We start from the raw sequence: 21,068 nt of genomic DNA, 5'->3' as shown, positions 1-21,068 counted from the left end.
CACTAACCCACATCAACCTAAAATTTGAATCGAATGTTAAGATGTTGGTGATGATTGTTGGTTGGGTTAGGGCGGGTTTTTGGGATTGTCAGTTTCCGGCGAGGATTGTTGGTGAACCCGCCCCTACGAACCAATTTTAATTTCGGCTCGAAGGTCGAGTTTTCGGACGCCAGAAAAATTCAGAAAGATTCATTTTTGGTTGACCTAGCCGTTTGCGCCACGCTTCCATATAAGTGTAAAATACCGGAGTAAGATACAGCGTTAAAACTTGCGAAAACAGCAATCCACCGACGATCGCAATTCCTAACGGACGGCGCGATTCGGAACCGCTACCAACTCCCAGGGCGATCGGCAAAGTTCCAATTAAAGCCGCCATCGTCGTCATCATAATCGGACGGAAGCGGACGATGCAAGCTTCGTAAATGGCATCAAACCCGCTTCTGCCTTCTTGGCGCTGTTTCTCGATCGCAAAATCCACCAGCATGATACCGTTTTTCTTGACAATTCCCACCAGCAGAATAATCCCGATAAACGAATAGAGATTGAGTTCAACCTGAAAGATTACCAGCGTTAACAGTGCACCAAATCCCGCTGACGGCAAACCGGACAAAATTGTCAGCGGGTGAATGAAATCCTCGTACAAAATACCGAGAATTAAATAAATCACCACAATAGAAACTAGCAACAACCAACCTAAATCGTTAAAAGATTGGTTGAATACCTGGGCTGCACCTTGGAAACTTGTTGTCACTGACGGCGGCAAAACATCCTTTGCAACTTTCTCGATAGCTGCGGTTGCTTGACTCAGTGATGTGCCTGGAAGAGTGTCAAAGGAAATTGTAGCAGAGGGCAATCCAGTTAGGTGATTGACGGTTAGCGGGCCGACTGTTTGGGTGACATTTGCGATCGCACTTAGCGATATCATTTGTCCGGTGTTCGATCGCACGTACAGCATCGACAAAGCACTCGGATCGCGCTGATACTCAGGCTTGAGCTCTAACACAACCGTAAATTGATTGTTCGGGGTATAAATCGTCGAAACCTGTCCTGAAGCGTAAGCTGCGCTGAGGGTTTTTTGCACTTGTTGAGCACTAACGCCGACGGCTGCGGCTTTGTCGCGATCGACTTTAACTTGAAGCTGAGGCGTGCTCAGTTGCAAATCGCTATCCACACCGCGCAATCCCGGTAGCGTTTTGATTTTAGCTAACAATTCCGGCACCGCTTGACGCAGCGCTTGCAAGTCTAAACTTTGCACCGTAAACTGATATTGTGAATTTGTTTGTTGACCGCCGATCGGAATCGCAGCAGGAGAGCGTAAAAAAGCTTGAATCCCCGGAATTACGCGCAATTTAGGAGTGAGTTGTTGGATGATTTCGTCAGCACTGAGGCGGCGCTGCGATCGGGGTTTGAGCCTAATTGTGATGCGTCCGTTGTTCGCGGATGCGTTCGGGCCGCTGGCACCTACAGTTGAGTTTAACGCTGCGATGTTGGGATTTTTCCGAATGATATCAACGATTTGTTGTTGGTGAAGCAGCATATCTTCAAAGGAAATATCTTGGGCTCCTTTTGTGTTAGCCATCAGTTGTCCGGTGTCTTCAGTCGGAATAAAGCCTTTCGGAACCAGAACGAACAGATAAGCCGTCAATACTAGCAGAATTACAGAAACAATCAGCGTCACAAAACGGTATTTCAAAACAGGCTTTAGCGACCCTTCGTATCCTTGCAGCAGCAGCTCAAATCCGCGCTCAGAAATGCGATAGAAGCGGCTTTGTCGTTGGTGGTGGGACGATTTGAGAAATCGACTGCACAACATCGGCGTCAGGCTCAGAGAAACAAATCCCGAAACCAAAATTGCCACCGAAATAGTAACCGCAAATTCATGAAATAATCTACCGATTAATCCACCCATAAACATAAGGGGAATAAATACGGCAACCAATGAAAGCGTCATTGATAGAATTGTAAAACCAATTTCTCTCGACCCTTTTAATGCTGCTTCCAGCGGTGCTTCTCCCATTTCTTGGTGGCGAACAATATTTTCGAGAACCACGATCGCATCATCCACCACAAACCCCACTGAAAGCGTCAGCGCCATCAGAGACAGGTTATCTAAGGAGTATCCCAACTGATACATCACCGCAAACGTACCGATAATCGCTACAGGCAAAGCTAAACTCGGAATTACCGTCGCTGTGAGGTTCCGCAAAAATAGAAAAATTACTAAGACAACCAGACACACCGACAAAAGTAAGGAGAACTTTACATCATCTACAGAAGCCCGAATTGATTGAGAGCGATCGTACATAATTCCCATTTCGATCGATTGGGGAATTTGTTGTTTGAGTGCGGGTAACATTTGCACGATCGCATCGACGATTTCGACAGTATTTCCATCGGGTTGAGGCTGGACGGCTAGCAAAATTGCAGGTTGATTTGTAACATTTTTATCGGTGTATAAATTCAAAACTTTGTTATTCTGCACGTCGTCAATCACGTTTCCTAAATCTTGCAGCCTCACTGCTGCGCCATTTTTGTAAGCAACGATCAGCGATCGGTATTCGGCTGCCTTATTTAATTGACCGTTTACCTGAATTAAAAAGCTTTTGTTATCGCCCGAAAGGCTTCCGGTTGGCAAGTTGACATTTCCTTGCGTAACTGCGGTTCTAACTCGATCTAATCCGATTCCCCTGGCGGTCAATTCTCGCGGATCGAGTTGAATCCTCACTGCATATTGTTTCTGCCCGTAAACCTGCACTTGCGCCACACCGTCGATCGCTGAGATGGGTTGTGCGATCGTCACTTCTGCAGCTTCATCCACTTCTGCAATTGGCAGGGTTTTGGAGTACAAATAAAGGTAGAGAACCGGCGCAACTGAAGGGTTAACTTTGCGGTAGGTAGGCGGTTTGGGCATTCCCGAGGGCAATGAACCTGCGGCGGCGGCGATCGCAGCTTGTACGTCTTTAGCAGCAGAATTCACACTGCGGCTGAAGTCGAATTGTAGGGAAATGTTGGCGCTACCGGTGGAACTGGTGGAGTTAAACGAATTGAGGCCAGCTATTTCCGTAAACTGTCTTTCTAGCGGCGCGGCGACTGAGGATGACATTGTTTCGGGGGTGGCACCGGGTAAGCTAGCAGAGACACTCACAAAGGGATATTCAACGTGAGGCAAGGCGCTAATTGGTAGCAGGAAATAACTCATCAAACCGAAGATTAGAATGCCGATTGTGACCAGGGCGGTCATTACGGGGCGGCGGATAAAAATTTCTGAAAGGTTCATATATTTTAGGGTAAGGAATGAGAATTAAATAACCTGTACTCCTTATTTATGAACGGGCAAGATGCCCGTTCCACAAGAAACTTAAGTTTTGTAGAATGGGGATTTGGCGATTTTCAAGAACAGGCAAGATGCCTGTTCCACAAAGATTGTTTTTCTTATGGGTGGGCATCCTGCCCGCTTTTCAAGAACAGGCAAGATGCCTGTTCCACAAAGATTGTATTTCTTGTGGGGTGGGCATCCTGCCCGCTTTTCTAGAACAGGCAAGATGCCTGTTCCACAAGGATTGTATTTCTTGTGGGGTGGGCATCCTGCCCGCTCATAAATACTTATTGACATTGGTATAACATCTCATTTACTACAAACTTAGAACGACTGTTTTACCGCCCTCATTTAAACGAAAAAACTTGCCGAAACTTCACCTCGCTGAGCTTTTTTCGCCACGATTCCATGTAGATGTAAAAAACGGGCGTCAGATAGAGTGTCAAAACTTGTGAAAACAAAAGTCCGCCGACAACGGCAATTCCTAACGGGCGGCGAGATTCCGAACCCGCACCAACTCCAAGGGCGATCGGCAATGTTCCCATTAGTGCCGCCATCGTTGTCATCATAATCGGCCGAAAGCGCACTAAGCAGGCTTCATAGATTGCTTCGGCTGGTTTTTTGCCGTCGTCGCGCTGGGCTTCGATCGCAAAATCCACCATCATAATGCCGTTTTTCTTAACAATCCCTACCAGCAAAATGATGCCGATGAATGAATAAACGTTGAGTTCAACGCCAAACAACATCAGCGTTAATAACGCGCCAAATCCCGCCGAAGGCAATCCCGACAGAATTGTAATCGGATGGATGAAATCTTCGTACAAAATACCCAGAATTAAATAGATGACGAGAATTGCGATCGCCAACAGGATACCCAAACTCGGCAGCGAACTTTGAAATACTTGGCTCGCGCCCTTATAATTGGTAGAAATGCTGTCAGGAATTACCGATTTCACGATTTTGTCGATCGCACTATTTGCCGTTCCCAGCGCCACCCCAGGAGCGAGGTTGTAGGAAATTGTCGCAGCATTCATCCGCCCGACGTGGTTGACAATTAACGGTGCAGTTCCCGGAGTGATTTTGGCAAACGTTGCTAGCGGTACTTGTGTTTGACCGCCAGAAGAATCAGTCGAATTACTGCCCGCTGTAGCGATGTAAAGCTGCATCAAAGCATTGGGATCTTTTTGATACTTTGGTTCTAGTTCCAAAATAACTTGATACTCGTTGCTCGCACCGTAAATTGTGGAAACTTGGTAAGCGCCGTAAGCATTTCTCAGGGTGTTTTCAATTTGACTGGCAGTAATTCCTAATGCTGAGGCTTTGTCGCGATCGATATCAATTTTGATTTGAGAAGTCATCTGCAAATCGCTGTTAACATCCTGAATTTCTGGCATTGCTTTCATTTTGTCAACCAGTTGCGGGACGTATTGCCGCAGCGGTAGAACGTCAGAACTTTGCAGCGCGAGTTGATACAATCCAGTGCTTTGTTGAGTCCCCAGCGGGATTGCCGGAGGATTTTGCAAGAAGACTTGAATGCCGGGAATCTCTGCTAGTTGCGATCGCAAATTCTGCACAATTTCATCGGCTCCCATCTGCCGCTGCGAGCGCGGTTTCAGCCGAATAAACAAGCTTCCCGAATTTCCGGCAACTGCCGCCCCGCCGCCATTTGCACTCGCTCCTGCCCCGATATTCGAGTTGACTGATTCCACATTCGGATCTTGGCGAATCGCGCTGACAACGGCTTGCTGGTGGCGAACTAATTCATCAAAAGAGGCATCTTGTGCAGCTTGAGTAATGCCCGTTATTTGTCCGGTATCTTGGCTGGGAATAAAGCCTTTGGGAACCGCGATAAATAATCCAACTGTGACAAACACCATTGCGAAGGACAAAATCATCGTGGTACGGTGATATTTTAAAGCTTTCTTGAGGCTCCAATCGTACCAACTCAAAAAGACCTCGAATACATACTCTGAAGTTCGATAAAGCCGGCTTTGATTGGCGTGATTTACCGGACGCAAAAAACGGCTGCACAACATCGGTGTCAAGCTCAAAGATACAAAGCCTGAAACCAAAATTGAAACTGCAATCGTCACTGCAAATTCATGAAACAAGCGCCCCAACAACTCGCTCATAAATAACATCGGAATAAACACCGCCACCAAGGAAAGCGTCATCGATAAAATCGTAAAGCCGATTTCCCTAGACCCGTTTAGCGCCGCTTCTCGCGGGCTTTCTCCTTCTTCTATGTGGCGGACGATGTTTTCGAGCATGACGATCGCATCATCGACTACAAAGCCGACGGATAGCGTCAGTGCCATCATCGACAAGTTATCTAGCGAGTAGTCCAATAAGTGCATGATGCCAAAGGTTGCGATCAGCGAAACCGGCAGCGCTAAACTGGGAATGACTGTTGCAGAAAGATTGCGTAAAAATAAGAAGATTACTAAGATGACTAGGGCGATCGTCAAAACCAGGGTAAACCGAACGTCGTCAACGGAATCGCGAATTGATTGAGACGCATCGTACATCACCCCAAGATCGATCGAACTCGGAATCTGAGTTTTTAAGTTGGGCAGTAATTTTTGAATCGTCTCTACAACTTCTACAGTATTCGTGCCCGGCTGTCTTTGAATCGTGAGGATAATCGCGCGATCGTTGTTATACCAACTAGCAAGTTGAGTATTTTCTACGCTGTCAACCACTCGCCCTAATTGTTCGAGATAAACAGGCTGTCCATTTTTATAAGTCACAATTAAACGGCGGAATGCTGCTGCATCCTGAAGCTGTCCGTTGGTTTGCACAGTAAAGTTTTTATGGCTGCCGGAAAGGCTTCCTGTGGGTAAGTTGACGTTTCCTTGTTCGATCGCAGTTTGCACTCGATCGATGCCAATTTGCCGCGTTGCTAACTGTTGCGGATCGAGTTGAATTCTAGCAGCATATTTTTGAGAACCGTAAATCTGTACTTGCGCCACACCGGCGATTGTCGAAAGCTTTTGCGCTAGATAGGTTTGTGCGTATTTATCAACCTCAGAAAGCGGAAGCGTTGGTGAAGTGAGATAAAGGTAAAGAATCGGCCCGTCAGCGGGGTTGACTTTGCTGTATGTAGGCGGATTTGGCAAATCGTTGGGCATTTGGCCGGATGCCGAGGAAATTGCCGATTCCACATCTTGCGCCGCATCGTCAATATTGTGGCTGAGATTGAATTGAAGCGTAATTTGAGTTTTGCCGCTGGTACTCGTTGAGGTTAGCGTATCCAGTCCAGCAATGCTAGAAAATTGCTTTTCTAGCGGCCGCGCCACCGATGCCGCCATCGTTTCCGGGCTGGCGCCGGGCCGGGAAGCGCTGACTTGAATCGTGGGATAATCGACGTTTGGCAAATCGCTAATCGGCAGTAAGCGATAACTCATCCAACCAAAAATCAGAATTGCCGCCATCACCAAGGTGGTCATAATTGGACGGCGAATAAACGGTTCTGAGAGATTCATTAGTTATATCAATTCCGGTAAAACCGGAATGACGGTTGACGGTTGACGGTTGACGGTTGACTGTTGTACGTCCGTCGCAAAACTCAATGATGGTTGACTATTTAACCTTCGACTTCGCGATCGGGCAATAACGAAACGAAGTGAAGCAATTGCAGGGGTTTGAGATTACTTTTGTCTGCAAAACAACTTTCGATAATCCAAATATAAAATCGCTCGCCCTAGGGATTCTTACGCGATTTCCATGACTGATTTCCCGATGAATTGGAATCGCTGCCCGATTTTACCCAGGATTTTTTAGCCCCTGATGTGTCTGAATTATTATTGCCTTTAGTATCTGAATTATCTTTAGCATCTGCGGCGGTTTTAATGCGAATCTTGCTACCATCAACCAGATTTGCTTGTCCGTCGGTGACAACTTCATCACCCGCATCCAGACCTTTTTTGATGACAGTTAAGCCGTTGATTGTATTGCTGACAACTACAGGCACATTTTCCACTGTATCGTCTTCTTGGGCGACAAATACGAATTGTCCGTTCGGCCCTGTCTGTACAGCTTGTGAGGGAACAACAATCGCATTTGGTTGTTGACTTAATGTTAGAGTTGTGTTAACAAATTGACCTGGAAAAAGTTTGCCATCTGCGTTATTAAAGTCGCCAATCAGTTGAATGGAGCCAGTGGCATTGTCAACCGTATTGTTCACAAATGACAAGGTTCCCGATATTGGACGATTGTTTCCGGCAAAGGTGACATCAACTTTAAGTTTGCCGTTGTCTGCGTATTTTTGGATGTCTGGGAGGTTGGATTCAGGAACGGAAAACGCAACTTGAATTGGATTAATTGTGGAGATTGTCACCAAGGGTTTGTCGGTGCTTGCTTGCACCACATTGCCGATTGTCACCAGAATATTTCCGGCGCGCCCGTCGATCGGCGCATAGACCTTGGTATAGGATGATTGCACCTGAGCATTTTTCAAGGCACCGCCGTCTGCACTCAACCCAGCTTGAGAACCCTCGATCGCAGCCCGATCGCCTTCCACTACGGCCCGAGCATTCTCAATCCCCACTAAATCGCTTTTCACCGCCGTCTCAGCATTCTCAATCCCCACTAAATCGCTTTTTACCGCCGTCTCAGCATTGGCGATCGCCACTTCATCACTTTTGACGGCTGCCTCAGCATTGGCGATCCCGATGCGATCGCTCTTCACCGCCGTCTCAGCATTGGCGATCGCTTGCTGGTCAAGATCGACCGTTGCCGCAGCGGCTCGGCTGCTGGTAGCGTATTGTTGGGCTTGGTCTTGACTGATTACTCCTTGTTGGTAGAGGGCTGCGTAGCGTTGACTTTGTGCTTCGGCATATTGGGCTTGAGCTCGATCCTTGGTCAAGGTGGCGATCGCTTGCTTGACTGCTCCTTGGTCTTTTTCCAGCGTCATTCTGGCTTGTTCGACGATTCCTTTGTCTTTAGCAAGGGTCATTCTGGCTTGCTGAACAATTCCTTGGTCTTTAGCAAGGGTCGCTTTGGCTTGCTCGACAATTCCTCGGTCTTTGTCAAGGGTTGCTCTGGCTTGTTCGACAACTCCTTGGTCTTTAGAAAGGTTGGCTGTGGCTTGTTGCACCTGTGCTTGGCTTTTTGCTACGATTCCTTGAGCTTGCTGGATCGAGGCAGTTTGAGAGCGATCGTCGATCGAAAACAGCAGTTGTCCTTTCTTAACTTCTTGTCCTTTCTTGAAATAAACTCCTGTAATCCGCCCGCTAGCTTGTGGTGTCACCGAGACAGTAGAACTCGATTGCACGTTGCCGATCGCTTGCAACTGTATCGGAACCGTTTTTTTCGTTACTGTTGCCACCGTTACCGGAGTTATTTGCAGTCTGCCGCTGCGGCTCGGTTTTTCCGCTTTAGGAGCAGTCGATCGCACCCAAACCAAAAATCCCAACCCACCCACCAGCAGCAACCCCAGCAGAAACAGGGCAATCCGCCCTTTCGCCAGCACCTTTTCCGTCGGTTGTTTGGCTGCAACACTTTCCGCCGGTTCGCTCTCCGGCAATGTTGGAGCTTCCTGAAAAACTTCGCGGAGAGCGTCTTTCGGAGTTTCACTAACAATTTCTACGTTGTGCGTCGGTTGCTCGTTCAGCTTCAGATTTTCGTCAGAAACTTTAGGGCGAGTGCCATTCCGACTTTCACTAATAATTTCCTCGATCATCACAAACCTCTTTTGTAACTAACATCTTGCACTATTCTCAAAAACAGGCTTTCCGGCCTGTTCTACAGGAGATAAATTTTCTCGCTTTACAGGCCGGAAAGCCTGTTCGTAAAATGCTTATTGACAATGGTGCAAAAGGCGAGCAACATCTCAGTTGTAACTAACATTTTGTATCATTTATCATTCTCAAGAACAGGCATATTTCCTGTTCCACAACAGATCGATTTTCTTGTGGAGTAGGCCGGAGAACCCGCGCAAGTTCTGTATCAGTTACGCACTGCAAATTGCCCGATCGGAACGTTATTGCGAGCTTGTTTGAGACTGCTTTTGCCCCCGAGGATAAACAGTCTTGAGAATTTCTTTAATTTTTGTCTTTTGTTCGGCGGTGAGATTTAGCTCGGACAAAGCTTTCCGCATTTTTTCACCTCCCTTGACTTTGGTTTCTAACTGTTGTACCTGCTCGGGAGTCAACACCGCTTCGACTTGTTTGCGAAGTTCCTCGCGTTTTTGTGCGCGTTCTGCATCCGTTGCTTTCGGTTGCGCTGAACTTGGAGTTGCAGTCGCCGCGACAGGTTGAGCAGTTTGAGTGGAAGCAGAATCCGCCTTCGCTTGGTCGGAACTTACTGGATTGGTCGCAGTCGTGTCAGGTTGGGTAGCTTCGGAAGTATTGGATTGCCTACTAGCAGACAAACCGCCTACCAAAAGTGCACCGACGAGGACAAATGCTGCTGCGATCGTTGTTCTTTTCATGCTTCACTGCCTCTAATTAACCTTCACCACCAAATCTTATCGGCTAAAATCAGCCAGCGCATGACCCAAGATTCCTAACTTGATTAGTCAAAAAGCACTTTGCGGTTGTGACTTTTTTCCTAGTCCCAAAGGCCAAAATCAGCCCAAAAGGCTCTAGCGCGATCGTTGGCAGATTCGCTAAGCTGCTACACATAACTTGTCTGTTATGGCAAAAGGGGAGCGCGGGAGAGGGGGAGAGTGGGAGAGGGGGAGAGTGGGAGAGTGGGAGAATTGCTCAATGACCAATGACCGATGACTAATTCCAATTCCCTCAACATTCATCCGTTAAATCCCGATTCACTGCGCGTTGCCTACTGCCTTCTGAACATAAGGGGGTAACGTGTTTTTTGACTCCAAGATACCTTCTACAATTAGGTCAGCGACCTTGCTTGAATCGCTCCAGCTTTTGATGGGGAAAAGTTCTATGATTCGCTTGACCTATCCGTCCTTTCGTTTGTTGCTTTATTTGGAGTGGCTGCTGCTGGCGACGGCAGCCTTGATGGAAGTGCTGCACCCGTTTCATTCGCTATGGTCGCCGCTGTTACGGGTTGGCGCGATCGCACTTTTCGGCGCTATCGGGTTGCGTTTGCCAACCGTTCGCTTAGGTAGAAAAGTTTTATTTACAGCCCTAGAATTTGGCTTGATTTTGCTGCCAATTGTCCGGGAAGGCTTATCGAGCCGATCGAGCTTTTTGCTTTTTCTCGTGCTGCTGATGCGGAGTTGTCTGATCTTTCGCCAGCCTGGGCAGGTGACAGTCTTGGTTTTAGCCCTGCTGTCCTATAGCTCGCTACTGTTATTAAAACCTATTTTACCTGAAAAAGTCATTGCAACTGTTTGGGAATGGCGATTTAGCAATGTGTTATTATTTGGCTTGACATTAGTGTTCGCTTTATTGTTAATTAATGCGTTGATTGCGGAACGCCAAAGCCGAGAGCAATTAGAAATTGCCCATGATAAATTAGCCATAACTCACGAACAACTCCGCCACTATGCACTGCGAATTGAAGACCAGGCAACTTTGCAGGAACGCAATCGGATTGCCCGCGAAATCCATGACGGACTCGGACACACCCTCGCGGCTCAAACGATTCAGCTCAATAATGCCCTATTGGTATGGAAATCGGAGGATGAGAAAGCGCTGGAGTTTCTGAAACAGGCCAAACAACTCGGATCGGAAGCTTTGTTAGAAATTCGCAAATCTGTTTCGGTGTTGCGATCGAATCCTTTGCAAGGATTGTCCCTCGAAAGTGCGATCGACAAACTTCTGCAAGACTTTCAGCGCATGACTGCGATCGAAGTTTCCCACTCGATTCGCTTACCAGTTCTGCTATCTCAGGAAATCAATACAGCACTTTACAGAATTGTGCAAGAATCGCTCACAAATATTCACAAACACGCTGATGCAACGATGGTGAATGTTGGGTTGCAGCAACACGCAGGACAGATTTATTTGTCGATTGCTGACAACGGCAAAGGCTTCGAGCCCGCACAAAATACCACTGGATTCGGACTCCAGGGAATGCGCGAACGAGTGGCCGCGGCAGGCGGTCAATTTGCGATTTACAGCAAGTCTGGAAACGGTTGCCGGATTTCGGTTTCTTTGCCCTCTCAAAACATATAGGAATCAGCGGTTTCAACCGCGTCTATACAAACTTTTGTCCCTCTCTAAGAGGCTGAAGAAATGATAATGCAGTGCGGTTTTGCCGACGCTAATTGATGCGAGGATTGTTATATGATTCGGATTTTGCTAGTGGACGACCGGCATATTATTCGCCGGGGAATCAAGAGTATCCTGGAATGCTATTCTGATATGCAGGTAATTGGTGAAGCTGAAAACGGACAGGAGGCGATCGCCCAAATCCCCATTTTGCAGCCCGACATTGTGCTGATGGATATTCGGATGCCCGTGATGGATGGCGTAGCAGCAACCGGGGCGATCGCCGAATCTTATCCCGATACAAAAGTGCTGGTTTTAACCACATTTGATGACGATGAATATGTCAGCCAAGCAATGCGGCTGGGTGCAAAAGGCTACCTGCTCAAAGATACCGAACCCGAGGAACTTGCGTTAGCGATTCGCGCTGTTTATAAAGGACACACGCAACTCGGCCCGGGATTGTTTGAAAAAGCCCTGATGACTCCTGCTGTAACTAATCCGACGGTTGTTTCTCCGCCAGAATTAGAGCAACTCACGCCCAGAGAATTAGAAGTATTGCGTTTAATAGCTTCGGGCGCGAACAACCGAGAAATTGCTCAAACCTTATTTTTGTCGGAAAACACTGTCAAGAACTATGTAACGAATATTTTGAGTCGGTTAAATTTGCGCGATCGAACTCAAGCCGCGCTGTTGGCTCATTCACTCTTTAATTAGGGACTTACCGATGCCTGAAAGTGGCAATCCAAGCCTTGCTCAGAGACAGATTCAGCCACTTTCTTACCGCCCGATTTTTTACACCCACCCATCCGCGCCAGCAGCACACAAAATCATCAACTGTTCCCCTCTTGGCCGTAAGCTTGCCAAGCCAAATCCACCAGCCCGTTAACAACAGCCACAGCCACCACCGCAGAGCCCTTGCGGCCCTCAATCCGAATGTGAGGAATCATCGAATCGTGCAGCCGCGACTTCGCCACGTCAACCCCCACAAACCCAGAAGGAGTCCCAATCACCAAAGCCGGTCGAATTTCCTCAGCTTCAATCAAATCCACGATCGCCGACAAAGCAGTTTGAGCCTGGCCCACCACAAAAATCCCCTCAGGATAGCGTCTTGCCAAAGTTTCAATCCCCCAAGCAGCCCGCGTCCTTTCCTTTTGGGGGCGCGTCAAAGCCTCCATCGAACAGTAAACCGGATTCGCAAAGGTACTTTGGATCAGGGGCGTAATTCCCACTTGCACCATCGGCACATCTACCACGATCGTAGTCCGAGCAGCCAAAGCAGCGGCCCCGGCTTGCAAAGCCTGATCGGAAAAACTAATTAAAGACTTGTACTCAAAATCAGCAGTCGCATAAATCACGCGGCGGACTATTTCGTACTCCGCCGCTGAAAAACCGTGGTCGCCAATTTCGTTATCGATTAATCCCAGACTCTGGGCATCGCTTACGTGCCATTCCATTTGTTGGATAGCTGTCGCCTCTGAGTTGTCAGGTATCAGCTTACCAGCTTTTAGTCAATTCGTTGACTGTTGACTGTTGACTGTTGACTGGCAACTGGCAACTGGCAACTGGCAACTGGCAACTGGCAACTGGCAACTGGCAACTGGCAACTGACAACTGACAACTAAGTTTCCGACGACGAAGAAGACTTACCCAGCACCGGAGTTAGGAATGCCACCAAAGCTCCGATCGCAAAACCGGAGACATTCCGAACCACAGGCAACCAGTCAGAAGTCCGAGTCACCACCGGCCCAAGTCCGAAAGCGAAAAACAGAATGCCCCACAGCGGCGAAAAAATCAGCGCCCACTGCCAAGCCACAACCTGTCCCGGCTTCCGAGGCTGAGCCGCAAACCCGCAGATGACGCCGCCAACCACCGACGTAATTAACGTCAGAATCCACTGTTCCCTCGGCAAACCGGGAACCACGCGGCATCCGCCCTGACGCAAACAGCCTTCGATCGACTCCAAAGATTCAATAATCGCTCGATCTTCGCCATTGTCCCGGACAAAAAATTGATTACCGTAGCGGGTTTGCAGTTCCACCCAAAAAGTTCGCGGCAGCAGCGGATACAGCGAGTCGCCCACATTAAAATTGAGCAAATTGCCCCCTCGGGGGTCAGCAACTAGCAACACACTCTTGTTATCTAGCCCCCAATAACTTTTGACAGCCAAACCGGGCGTGCGATCGAACTGAGTCAGCACTCGCAGTTTCCACCCGGTTTCGGCTTCAAAGGCCTTTAAATTTTTTGCCAATCCCTCTTCTTCAATATCCGTGAGGGCTTTAGCTAAATCAATGATCGGCGTCTGAGTAGACGGCAACAAATCAGGATTGTTGAAAGCGTGGGCCGCAGGTGCGATCGTCCACACCGACAAAGCCAGAAAAAATGCGGCAGCAAAGGCTAGAAATTTTCGCGGGAAAAGCTGTGACATAGGAACTTATAATCCGGGTCTTAATTGTGAATGCGAGGTGGCGGTCTTAACCAGAGGATAAGAGAAAACTCATATTTCTTTACAATTATTTACTTTACAGGAAGCCGAGAGCAAGGGGAAGGGGGAAAGAGTTTTTGAGAAAGGGGGAGGGGGAGAAGGAGAGGGGGAAGCGCGGAGAAATTAGCGATCGAGCTCCTCAAGGGGGTGAGTAACATCGAAAATCTAAAATCGACTGCATCCCCCAATCGAAAATCTAAAATCGACCGCATCCCCCAATCGCCAATCGCCAATCGACTCAATCCCCCAATCGCCAATCTAAACGGAACTTACCCCTGCAGGGGGTAGTTTCGGTGGCTGTATTCTTTGAGCCGTATTCGTTTTAGCTATTTGGCAGTTCCAATTTTGTAGCCATGTATTTAAGATTTTCTTAATATTTATAACCAAAGTATTGCTGTATCATAAAATTAACTCAAACCCGCTCCACATAAGGGTTGTAAAAAGTTGTAGTCATGTACTTGATTTTCCCGCTCCAGGAAAGTCTTGCCCTGTAATGGTTTCAGAAGAAATGAATCTTATGTGCGGGGTAAGTTCCGTCTAAAATCGCCAATCGCCAATCGACTCAATCCCCCAATCGCCAATCTAAAATCGACTCAATCCCCCAATCGAAAATCTAAAATCGACTGCATCCCCCAATCGCCAATCTAAAATCGCCAATCGCCAATCGACTCAATCCCCCAATCGCCAATCTAAAATCGCCAATCGCCAATCGACTCAATCCCCCAAGCGCCAATCGCCAATCGCCAATCGCCAATCGACTCAATCCCCCAAGCGCCAATCGCCAATCGCCAATCGCCAATCGCCAATCGCAAATCGACCGCATCCCCCAATCGAAAATCTAAAATCGCCAATCGAAAATCGACTCAATCCCCCAATCGCCAATCGCAAATCTAAAATCGATTTGGTTTTGCCGCTACCCCGTCGCAGAGACGCCGATCGCGATCGCTCACATTAGGATTAGTTCTCAGATAATCCCCCACCCAATCGCAGCCCCTCACCAGCAAATCGTCAAGATCCAAATTCCACAAAATCACCCGATTATCCCGGCCAGCAGAAGCCAGAACCTTCCCATCCGGGCTAAAACTCACGCTCATCACGCTATCTTTGTGACCCGTCAAAGTTTTCAGCAAAGTCCCGCTGCGGCTCCACAGCTTCACCTTATGATCGTAACTGCCCGAAGCAACCAACAAACCGTCCGGGCTAAAACTCACGCTGGTCACGCTGTCGCTAGAACCTTTAAGCAGCGTCGCAACCAAAGTCCCGTCCACCTTCCACAGCTTCACCGAATTGTCGTAACCCGCCGAAGCCAGCATTTTGCCGTCAGGGCTAAAAGCAACCCCCAACACAAAACTGTTGTGAGCCCCTTCCAAAGTCCTCAGCAAACGACCGTCCCGATTCCAGAGTTTGACAGTACCGTCATCGCTTGCAGAAGCAAGCATTTCTCCGTCGGGACTGAAAGTCACCCCAGTCACCCAGCCTGTGTGTCCCGTCAAAGTTTTAATCAACCTGCCGTTTCTCGTCCAGAGTTTAACAGTCTTGTCCTTGCTCGCCGAAGCGAGAATCTCGCTGTCGGGGCTAAAACTCACGCTCATCACGCTGTCCCCGTGGCCGTCGAGACTAAAAAGCACAGAAGGCGAACACGGGAATAGCGGAGCCGAAGGACAAGGCAGAATATTACTCACGCCCTCTTCTTTCAAACTCCAGACTTTCACCGTTTTGTCGTAACTCCCAGAAGCAATTAGCTGGCCGTCGGGGCTGAAACTGACGCTGGCGACTCTCTGAGCGTGTCCTTCCAAGGTTTCGAGCAAAACTCCCGTGCGGCTCCAGAGTTTGATAGTTTTATCCGTAGAAGCAGAAGCGAGCTTTTGGCCGTCGGGGCTGAAAGTAACGCTTTGCACCCGGTTTTGGTGTCCGTCGAGGGTTTTGAGCGGCACGTCATCGAGCCGCCACAGCCTGAGTGTTTTGTCAAAACTTGCTGAAGCCAGAGTTTTGCCGTCCGGGCTAAAACTCACCTGAGTAACTCGATCGGCGTGTCCCTCAAAAGTTCTCAGCAAGCGGCTCTCCGGTTTAATGTTGCTAGCATCGGTTGGGCGTTTGTCGCCCATACCAGCCAGACTCCAGAGTTTGACCGTCCCGTCTGCACCTCCTGAAGCAAGTGTTTGACCGTCGGGGGAGAAACTGACACCAAATACCCACTTGCTGTGTCCCCGCAAAGTTGCCAGCAGTTCACCTTTATGTGCTGGTGCCGAATTTTCTCTGAATGAATATTTTTGAGCGGCAATGCTCCAGATTTTCACAGTTGTGTCTTCACCGGCACTGGCGATCTTTTCACCGTCGGGGGAGAAACTGACGGTGTAAACTTTCGAGGGTTTTCTGTTTTGGCTGTGCCAAAAATTAGCGATTAACCTGCCGTCAGAACTCCACAGTTTCACAGTACCGTCATCGCTCGCCACAGCGACTATTTTGCCGTCGCGACTGAAGCTGAGCCAATTTACGGGAGCTAGTTGTTCGATCGTTTGCAGCAGCGTGCCGTCGGTTTTCCAAAGTTTGATAGTTTTGTCTCTAGATGCACTGGCGATCGTTTGGCCGTCGGGGCTGAACGCAACGCTGGTAACGCTGTTAGTGTGGCCTTTGAAAGTTGCTAGCAAAGTACCGTCAGTTTGCCAAATATTGACAGTTTTATCTAAACTTGCCGAGGCGATGGTTTTGTTGTCGGGACTGAACGCGACAGAGGAGACGCTGTTAGTGTGACCTTTGAAAGTTGCCAGCAAACTGCCGTCGCGCCGCCAAAGTTTGACGGTTTTATCTACGCTTGAAGAAGCTATTGTTTGGCCGTCAGGACTGAAACCCAGACCCCAAACTACGTCGCCGTGTCCCTCCAAGCGGTTGCGTTCTTTGACGCCATAAACTGCCTGCTGGAGGGCAGCAGAAATCAGAATTTCGGTGTCTTTGAGAGTGTGCATTTCTTGAGAGTGTTCGATTTGTCTCCACTGTCTCCCCGCTCTCAAACTTTCCATCATGGCATCAAATTTGTTGTTTGAGAAATAAAGGGCTTCTGAAGCTGCTGTGAGGGTACTAATTTCTGCTCGCTGAGTTTGAGCGACAGCTAGCTGTTTTTGACCCACGGCCCGCCACCAAAAGTTTACGGCGGCGATGGTGGAACTGGTCAGCAGCAGTACGCCGATCACTGCTACTCCCAGCAGTTGTTTGAGAAAAGTATTGGCTCGGTAGAGCTGTGCTTGACTCATGTTTTTGTCGGCTTCTGCTTTGTGCAGTCTGGCTTCTAAACCGAATCTTTGGCGGATCGGCCGCACTAAATAGTCGTGTACCAATTGATAGCGGTCTTCTGGGGCTTCCCGCAGCAGAAATAGCAAACCGTGACCGACTAAAATGTCTAAAATTAAGTCGAGGTTATCGGTTTTCTTTTGTCGGCTTTCTGGCTCTTTTGCAAACTGTCGCTGTAGGGAAATTCGGTTTTTGCCGATCGCCGATAATTCGGTTTTGCCGCCATCTGCTGGCTGCTGGCCTGTCACTAACGAGAGTTCGTGTTTGGTTTTTATCAGTCGAACGCCTCTTTCATCTGTCAGGGAAAACAAGATTTTCCAAGCTGCGTCTTCGTTAACCAGGCCGCAGTCAGAAATGACTCCTTCGAGCGATCGTTTCACTAATTCCGCTTTGGGATTGTCCCCCAATTGCTGGTATTGTGCTAAACTGGTAATACCTTCTTCTTGCAGTTGCGCTCCCACTACCTGCAATTCGATCGGTCGCACTTCTTGCAGTTCGTCTGCTAAATCTTCTACGAAGGCATCGATCAGTGCCGGCTCTAAATAAAATTCCGCCCGTTCCGTTAAGTGTCCGATGACAGCCCGCGCATCTTTGATAGAAAAACTGCGGAGTTGGTAGCGGATACTTTTGTCGAGAATATTATTGTTAATAGCGTCAAGATTTGGGAAGCGATCGCAATCCAGTAAATAGTGTAAATAATCTTCGCGCAAGCACAGAATTACTTTGACATAAGGCAGGTTCAAAAACAAGCGCAAAAAGTTATAAAAAACTTGTCTTTGTGCCATTGATGTCGAAACAAAGAAAAACTCTTCAAATTGATCGAATATCAAAACAGTCAACAAATTATTTGTGGCATTATCGCGCAACTTATCTATAATAAAAGAAGAAATTTCCGAGCTGCACTGTGGGATAACCGAGCAACTTTTTTTGTGGATTTCCTGTACTCCTTTGGAGATTAATTTTCTTTCCTCTTCGGCTTGTTTGTCGTACAGTGCGCCGTTTAAAGCATTTTCTAACTCCACGAGCCAGTCGGTGTAAACCTTGACTACTACGGGCAATGTATCGCGCGCGCCCGGAGTAATATTTTTCAAAGCAGGTACTAAGCCGGCATTGACTAGAGAACTTTTTCCGACACCGCTGGGCCCGTGAATAATAGTTAATTTATGGTCGTCCCTGCTAATTCTTTCTAGCAAGCTATTGATATCTTTTTGACGCGAGTAAGCTGTCATGGACGCTGCGATGGCGGCTTGATTTTGAGCTGAGGGACTCGAAGGATTGACGGCTTGTCGCTGCTGTTGCAATTGGCTGGCTCCGATAAAAGCTCTAAATCCGTATTGATATTCGATCGAACGTTGGGTTTTTTTAATCCGAAAAGCTTTGAGATACTCTCCCTGCTCGAAATAAACCGCTTGCAGTTCCGTCAAAATATCGATGTAAAGTCGGGGGTCGTACTTCGGCTCGCTTTGAGCTTGAGCCAACTCCAATGAATGAACCGCCGCTTCCCACTGGTCTAGCTGCCGCAAACTTCGGGCTAGCAGTAAAAGATACGAACTTCTGTCGGATTTGGGATGTTGGATTTTAGATTTTGGATCGTTACTTGACTCGTTAGTGCCCACAATTTCTGGATAATTTCCCTCAAACCCCAATCTCAAATCTTCAATCAGCAATCTCAAATCGTTAGGCGTTTGATCCAAAATTGCCAAAGCTAACTCGGCTAGCTGGCGGGCTTGACTCCACCTCGACTGTTGCAGGGCAACTTCAGCCAAAAAGCCGTAATCTTGAGCTAGTTGGCTGGGAGTACCGTAAGTAAAGTGCAACTGCAAAGAATTTTCAGCTAATGCTTGCAACTCTCCCCAAGCTTTCAAGCGCTGCAGCACTTCTCCGAGGTGTGCTGTCACCTCAGCTACCAATTCGGGGCGCGAGGCAAGGGAGAAAGCGTTTCTAGATTGTTCGAGGCTAATCCAAGCTTGTTCCCAGTGCTGGCGGTTGGCTACCGGATTTCTGGCTGCTTGCAACCTGTGACACAGGGCTATGTGAAACAGCACTATGCCTTCTCTCTCTACAAATAAAATGTTGGGAACAGGATTCGACAAGGAGGAAGAGAGGGTTTTTCTGTTTTCGGAATCTTCCCAGTTTGCGAGTTCCCAGTTGCCGGTTTGCTGCTGCCAAAATGCTAAGCTTTCTTGGTAGTGAATTAAGGCAGTTTCGGTTTGGTCGCTGACATAGTAATCTCGACCGAGAACGAATTGCAGGCTGGCTTTGAGGGCGGGTTCTAATTCTTGACCGCGATTTTGTAAATCTCTTAAAGCTAATTCTAGTTCTCGGCGGGGCAAAGAGCCGATCGCCAAATCAAGAGTATTGCCGGGGCTCAAAGGCGAATAGGAGCGGACATCTGATTGTCGTCCGTTTTGGGGGCCTGAGTTAAAGGTGAGAAAGCTTTCTCCGGGGCTGATTTCGCGTTCCAAGGCGCGTTTTTCCCAGTCGGTTGTGCAGGTAGCAAAACTTGTTCGGGTGCCGGCGGTGCTGCTACGGAGTTCTTGATTTAGTTCGCCTACTTTAAATATAGTATCGGCGCGCCCAGCGAGGAAATTAATTAATTCGTCAACGGCCATTTCAAATTTAATGGTGGCGGCGGCCCAACTTTTGAAATCCGGGGCCAAACGAATCATTTTGGTCGCGATGTCATCTGTTACCCACAAAATCACCGGGCAGGAAAAATTTTTGCGAAATTCGTCTCGAACTTGATTGGTAGAGGCCATCAGTTCGTCGATCGCTACTACTGTTTCTAAACCGAATACCATCAAAGCCGAGGCAGAATCGGAGGGCGAATACCGGCTCTGGAGCGTGTTTGCTAGTAGGGTAGTGTAGAGGGTTTTGACTCCTGCTGGCAGGACTATATCTTGTATTTGAACAGGGCAAATTTCTCGCAGACGTTGCGCTATTTGCTGTCGCAATTGCTCGTAGTTGCAGCGCACCAAAATTAGCGAAAATTGCTGTTGAGACATTGCGATCGCTCTTACTAGAGTTTTGAGTGCTCGCTCGTTGTAGCTGGCAGTTTCTTGTACCTTAATTAGATCGGTCATGCGTGCACCCCTTTTGCAGAAATCAATTACCTAACGCTCGCCGATGGCGACTGAAATCGTATCTACTTAGAGATACCCGTCTCTATCGGGCGCTTTATATCAGTAGAACTACGTAGTTCTGCGTACTTTTTTTATCAATACTTACACAGTCATTATACCCAATGTAAAGATATCATACCTCTCAAGATCGGAGAATGCTAGACTTCACAATAAAATTTGAAGCCCGCCTAATATATTTTTTAGTCAGCTACAGATAAATGGCTGCAGACCATCAATAGCCGACAACTAAATTTATGGCTAATAGCGACGACTAGCTATTAGTAAACAAGTCCGATATATCTGTAGCGGGGATTTAGCAAAACAGCCCAAAAAATTGTCCTCGGGGATGGAATTAGTTGAGGCTAAGAGCAACAGGTAAAAACAGACATAGGGGGTCGGGCATTGCAGATATGAGAGTTGAGATTGGGGAAAGTCCTTGGTGGTGGCAAGTTTTTAGGCGGCAATCAGTAGAAGCAAAAAGACCCTTCGGCTCCCTTCCATTCGGATCCGATCCCTTCGGCTACGCTCAGGGATCGGGGCAACTCGCGATCGGGTACAAAGAAGGAAGAACCAATCGACCGCATGGGTTTGAGGAATTAAGAATGTCCCAACCCTCGGGCATTGTTGCCATAACATTCGCGGCGTGCAGTCGCCATCCTACACCAATCAGCCAGCGGCAAAAACCGCTGACTGCGTGCTGTATTCGATTGTAAGAGTTCGGAGTTTTGACCCGT

Annotated in this window: 10 protein-coding genes; 3 read left to right on the top strand and 7 right to left on the bottom strand. The window is 48.0% G+C overall.

Annotation, left to right across the window (positions count from 1 at the left end; all coding sequences use genetic code 11):
• Window positions 1–136: 136 nt before the first annotated feature.
• The 4 genes from QUA99_RS02680 to QUA99_RS02665 all read right to left on the bottom strand — a co-directional run bounded on the left by QUA99_RS02680 (window position 137) and on the right by QUA99_RS02665 (window position 9,749).
• Window positions 137–3,277: an efflux RND transporter permease subunit gene (locus QUA99_RS02680; protein ID WP_333236316.1), complete on the bottom strand. Its 3,141-nt coding sequence runs from the start codon at window positions 3,275–3,277 to the stop codon at window positions 137–139.
• Between the two features lie 386 nt (window positions 3,278–3,663).
• Window positions 3,664–6,801, bottom strand: coding sequence for an efflux RND transporter permease subunit (locus QUA99_RS02675; protein WP_333236320.1), 3,138 nt, complete (start codon window positions 6,799–6,801; stop codon window positions 3,664–3,666).
• A 218-nt stretch (window positions 6,802–7,019) separates the two neighbouring features.
• Window positions 7,020–8,999 (bottom strand): efflux RND transporter periplasmic adaptor subunit, encoded by a 1,980-nt coding sequence (locus tag QUA99_RS02670; protein ID WP_333236333.1) that lies wholly within the window; start codon window positions 8,997–8,999, stop codon window positions 7,020–7,022.
• Window positions 9,000–9,299: 300 nt separating this feature from the next.
• Window positions 9,300–9,749: a hypothetical protein gene (locus tag QUA99_RS02665; protein ID WP_333236322.1), complete on the bottom strand. Its 450-nt coding sequence runs from the start codon at window positions 9,747–9,749 to the stop codon at window positions 9,300–9,302.
• A 463-nt stretch (window positions 9,750–10,212) separates the two neighbouring features.
• Here QUA99_RS02665 and QUA99_RS02660 point away from each other — a divergent pair, with 463 nt between their 5' ends.
• Entirely contained in the window at window positions 10,213–11,409 is a 1,197-nt protein-coding gene (locus tag QUA99_RS02660) for a sensor histidine kinase (RefSeq protein WP_333236324.1), read from the top strand.
• Between the two features lie 111 nt (window positions 11,410–11,520).
• The gene (locus QUA99_RS02655; RefSeq protein ID WP_333236326.1) at window positions 11,521–12,159 is read left to right on the top strand and encodes a response regulator transcription factor; all 639 of its coding nucleotides are present in this window, start codon (window positions 11,521–11,523) and stop codon (window positions 12,157–12,159) included.
• 116 nt (window positions 12,160–12,275) lie between these two features.
• Here QUA99_RS02655 and QUA99_RS02650 read toward each other — a convergent pair whose 3' ends face one another.
• The 3 genes from QUA99_RS02650 to QUA99_RS02640 all read right to left on the bottom strand — a co-directional run bounded on the left by QUA99_RS02650 (window position 12,276) and on the right by QUA99_RS02640 (window position 20,295).
• Window positions 12,276–12,899 (bottom strand): precorrin-8X methylmutase, encoded by a 624-nt coding sequence (locus QUA99_RS02650; RefSeq protein ID WP_333236327.1) that lies wholly within the window; start codon window positions 12,897–12,899, stop codon window positions 12,276–12,278.
• Window positions 12,900–13,063: 164 nt separating this feature from the next.
• The gene (locus QUA99_RS02645) at window positions 13,064–13,870 is read right to left on the bottom strand and encodes a TPM domain-containing protein (RefSeq protein ID WP_333236329.1); all 807 of its coding nucleotides are present in this window, start codon (window positions 13,868–13,870) and stop codon (window positions 13,064–13,066) included.
• 947 nt (window positions 13,871–14,817) lie between these two features.
• Entirely contained in the window at window positions 14,818–20,295 is a 5,478-nt protein-coding gene (locus QUA99_RS02640; protein WP_333239563.1) for a WD40 domain-containing protein, read from the bottom strand.
• A 449-nt stretch (window positions 20,296–20,744) separates the two neighbouring features.
• Between QUA99_RS02640 and QUA99_RS02635 the strand changes: the two genes are divergently transcribed.
• Window positions 20,745–21,047 carry a hypothetical protein gene (locus tag QUA99_RS02635; protein ID WP_333343469.1) on the top strand — a complete coding sequence of 101 codons (303 nt, stop codon included), beginning with the start codon at window positions 20,745–20,747 and terminating at the stop codon, window positions 21,045–21,047.
• The last annotated feature ends 21 nt before the right edge of the window (window positions 21,048–21,068 follow it).

The sequence above is a fragment of the Microcoleus sp. F10-B2 genome, assembly GCF_036704965.1.
Lineage (GTDB): Bacteria > Cyanobacteriota > Cyanobacteriia > Cyanobacteriales > Microcoleaceae > Microcoleus.
This window is presented reverse-complemented; position numbering and strand designations above follow the sequence as displayed.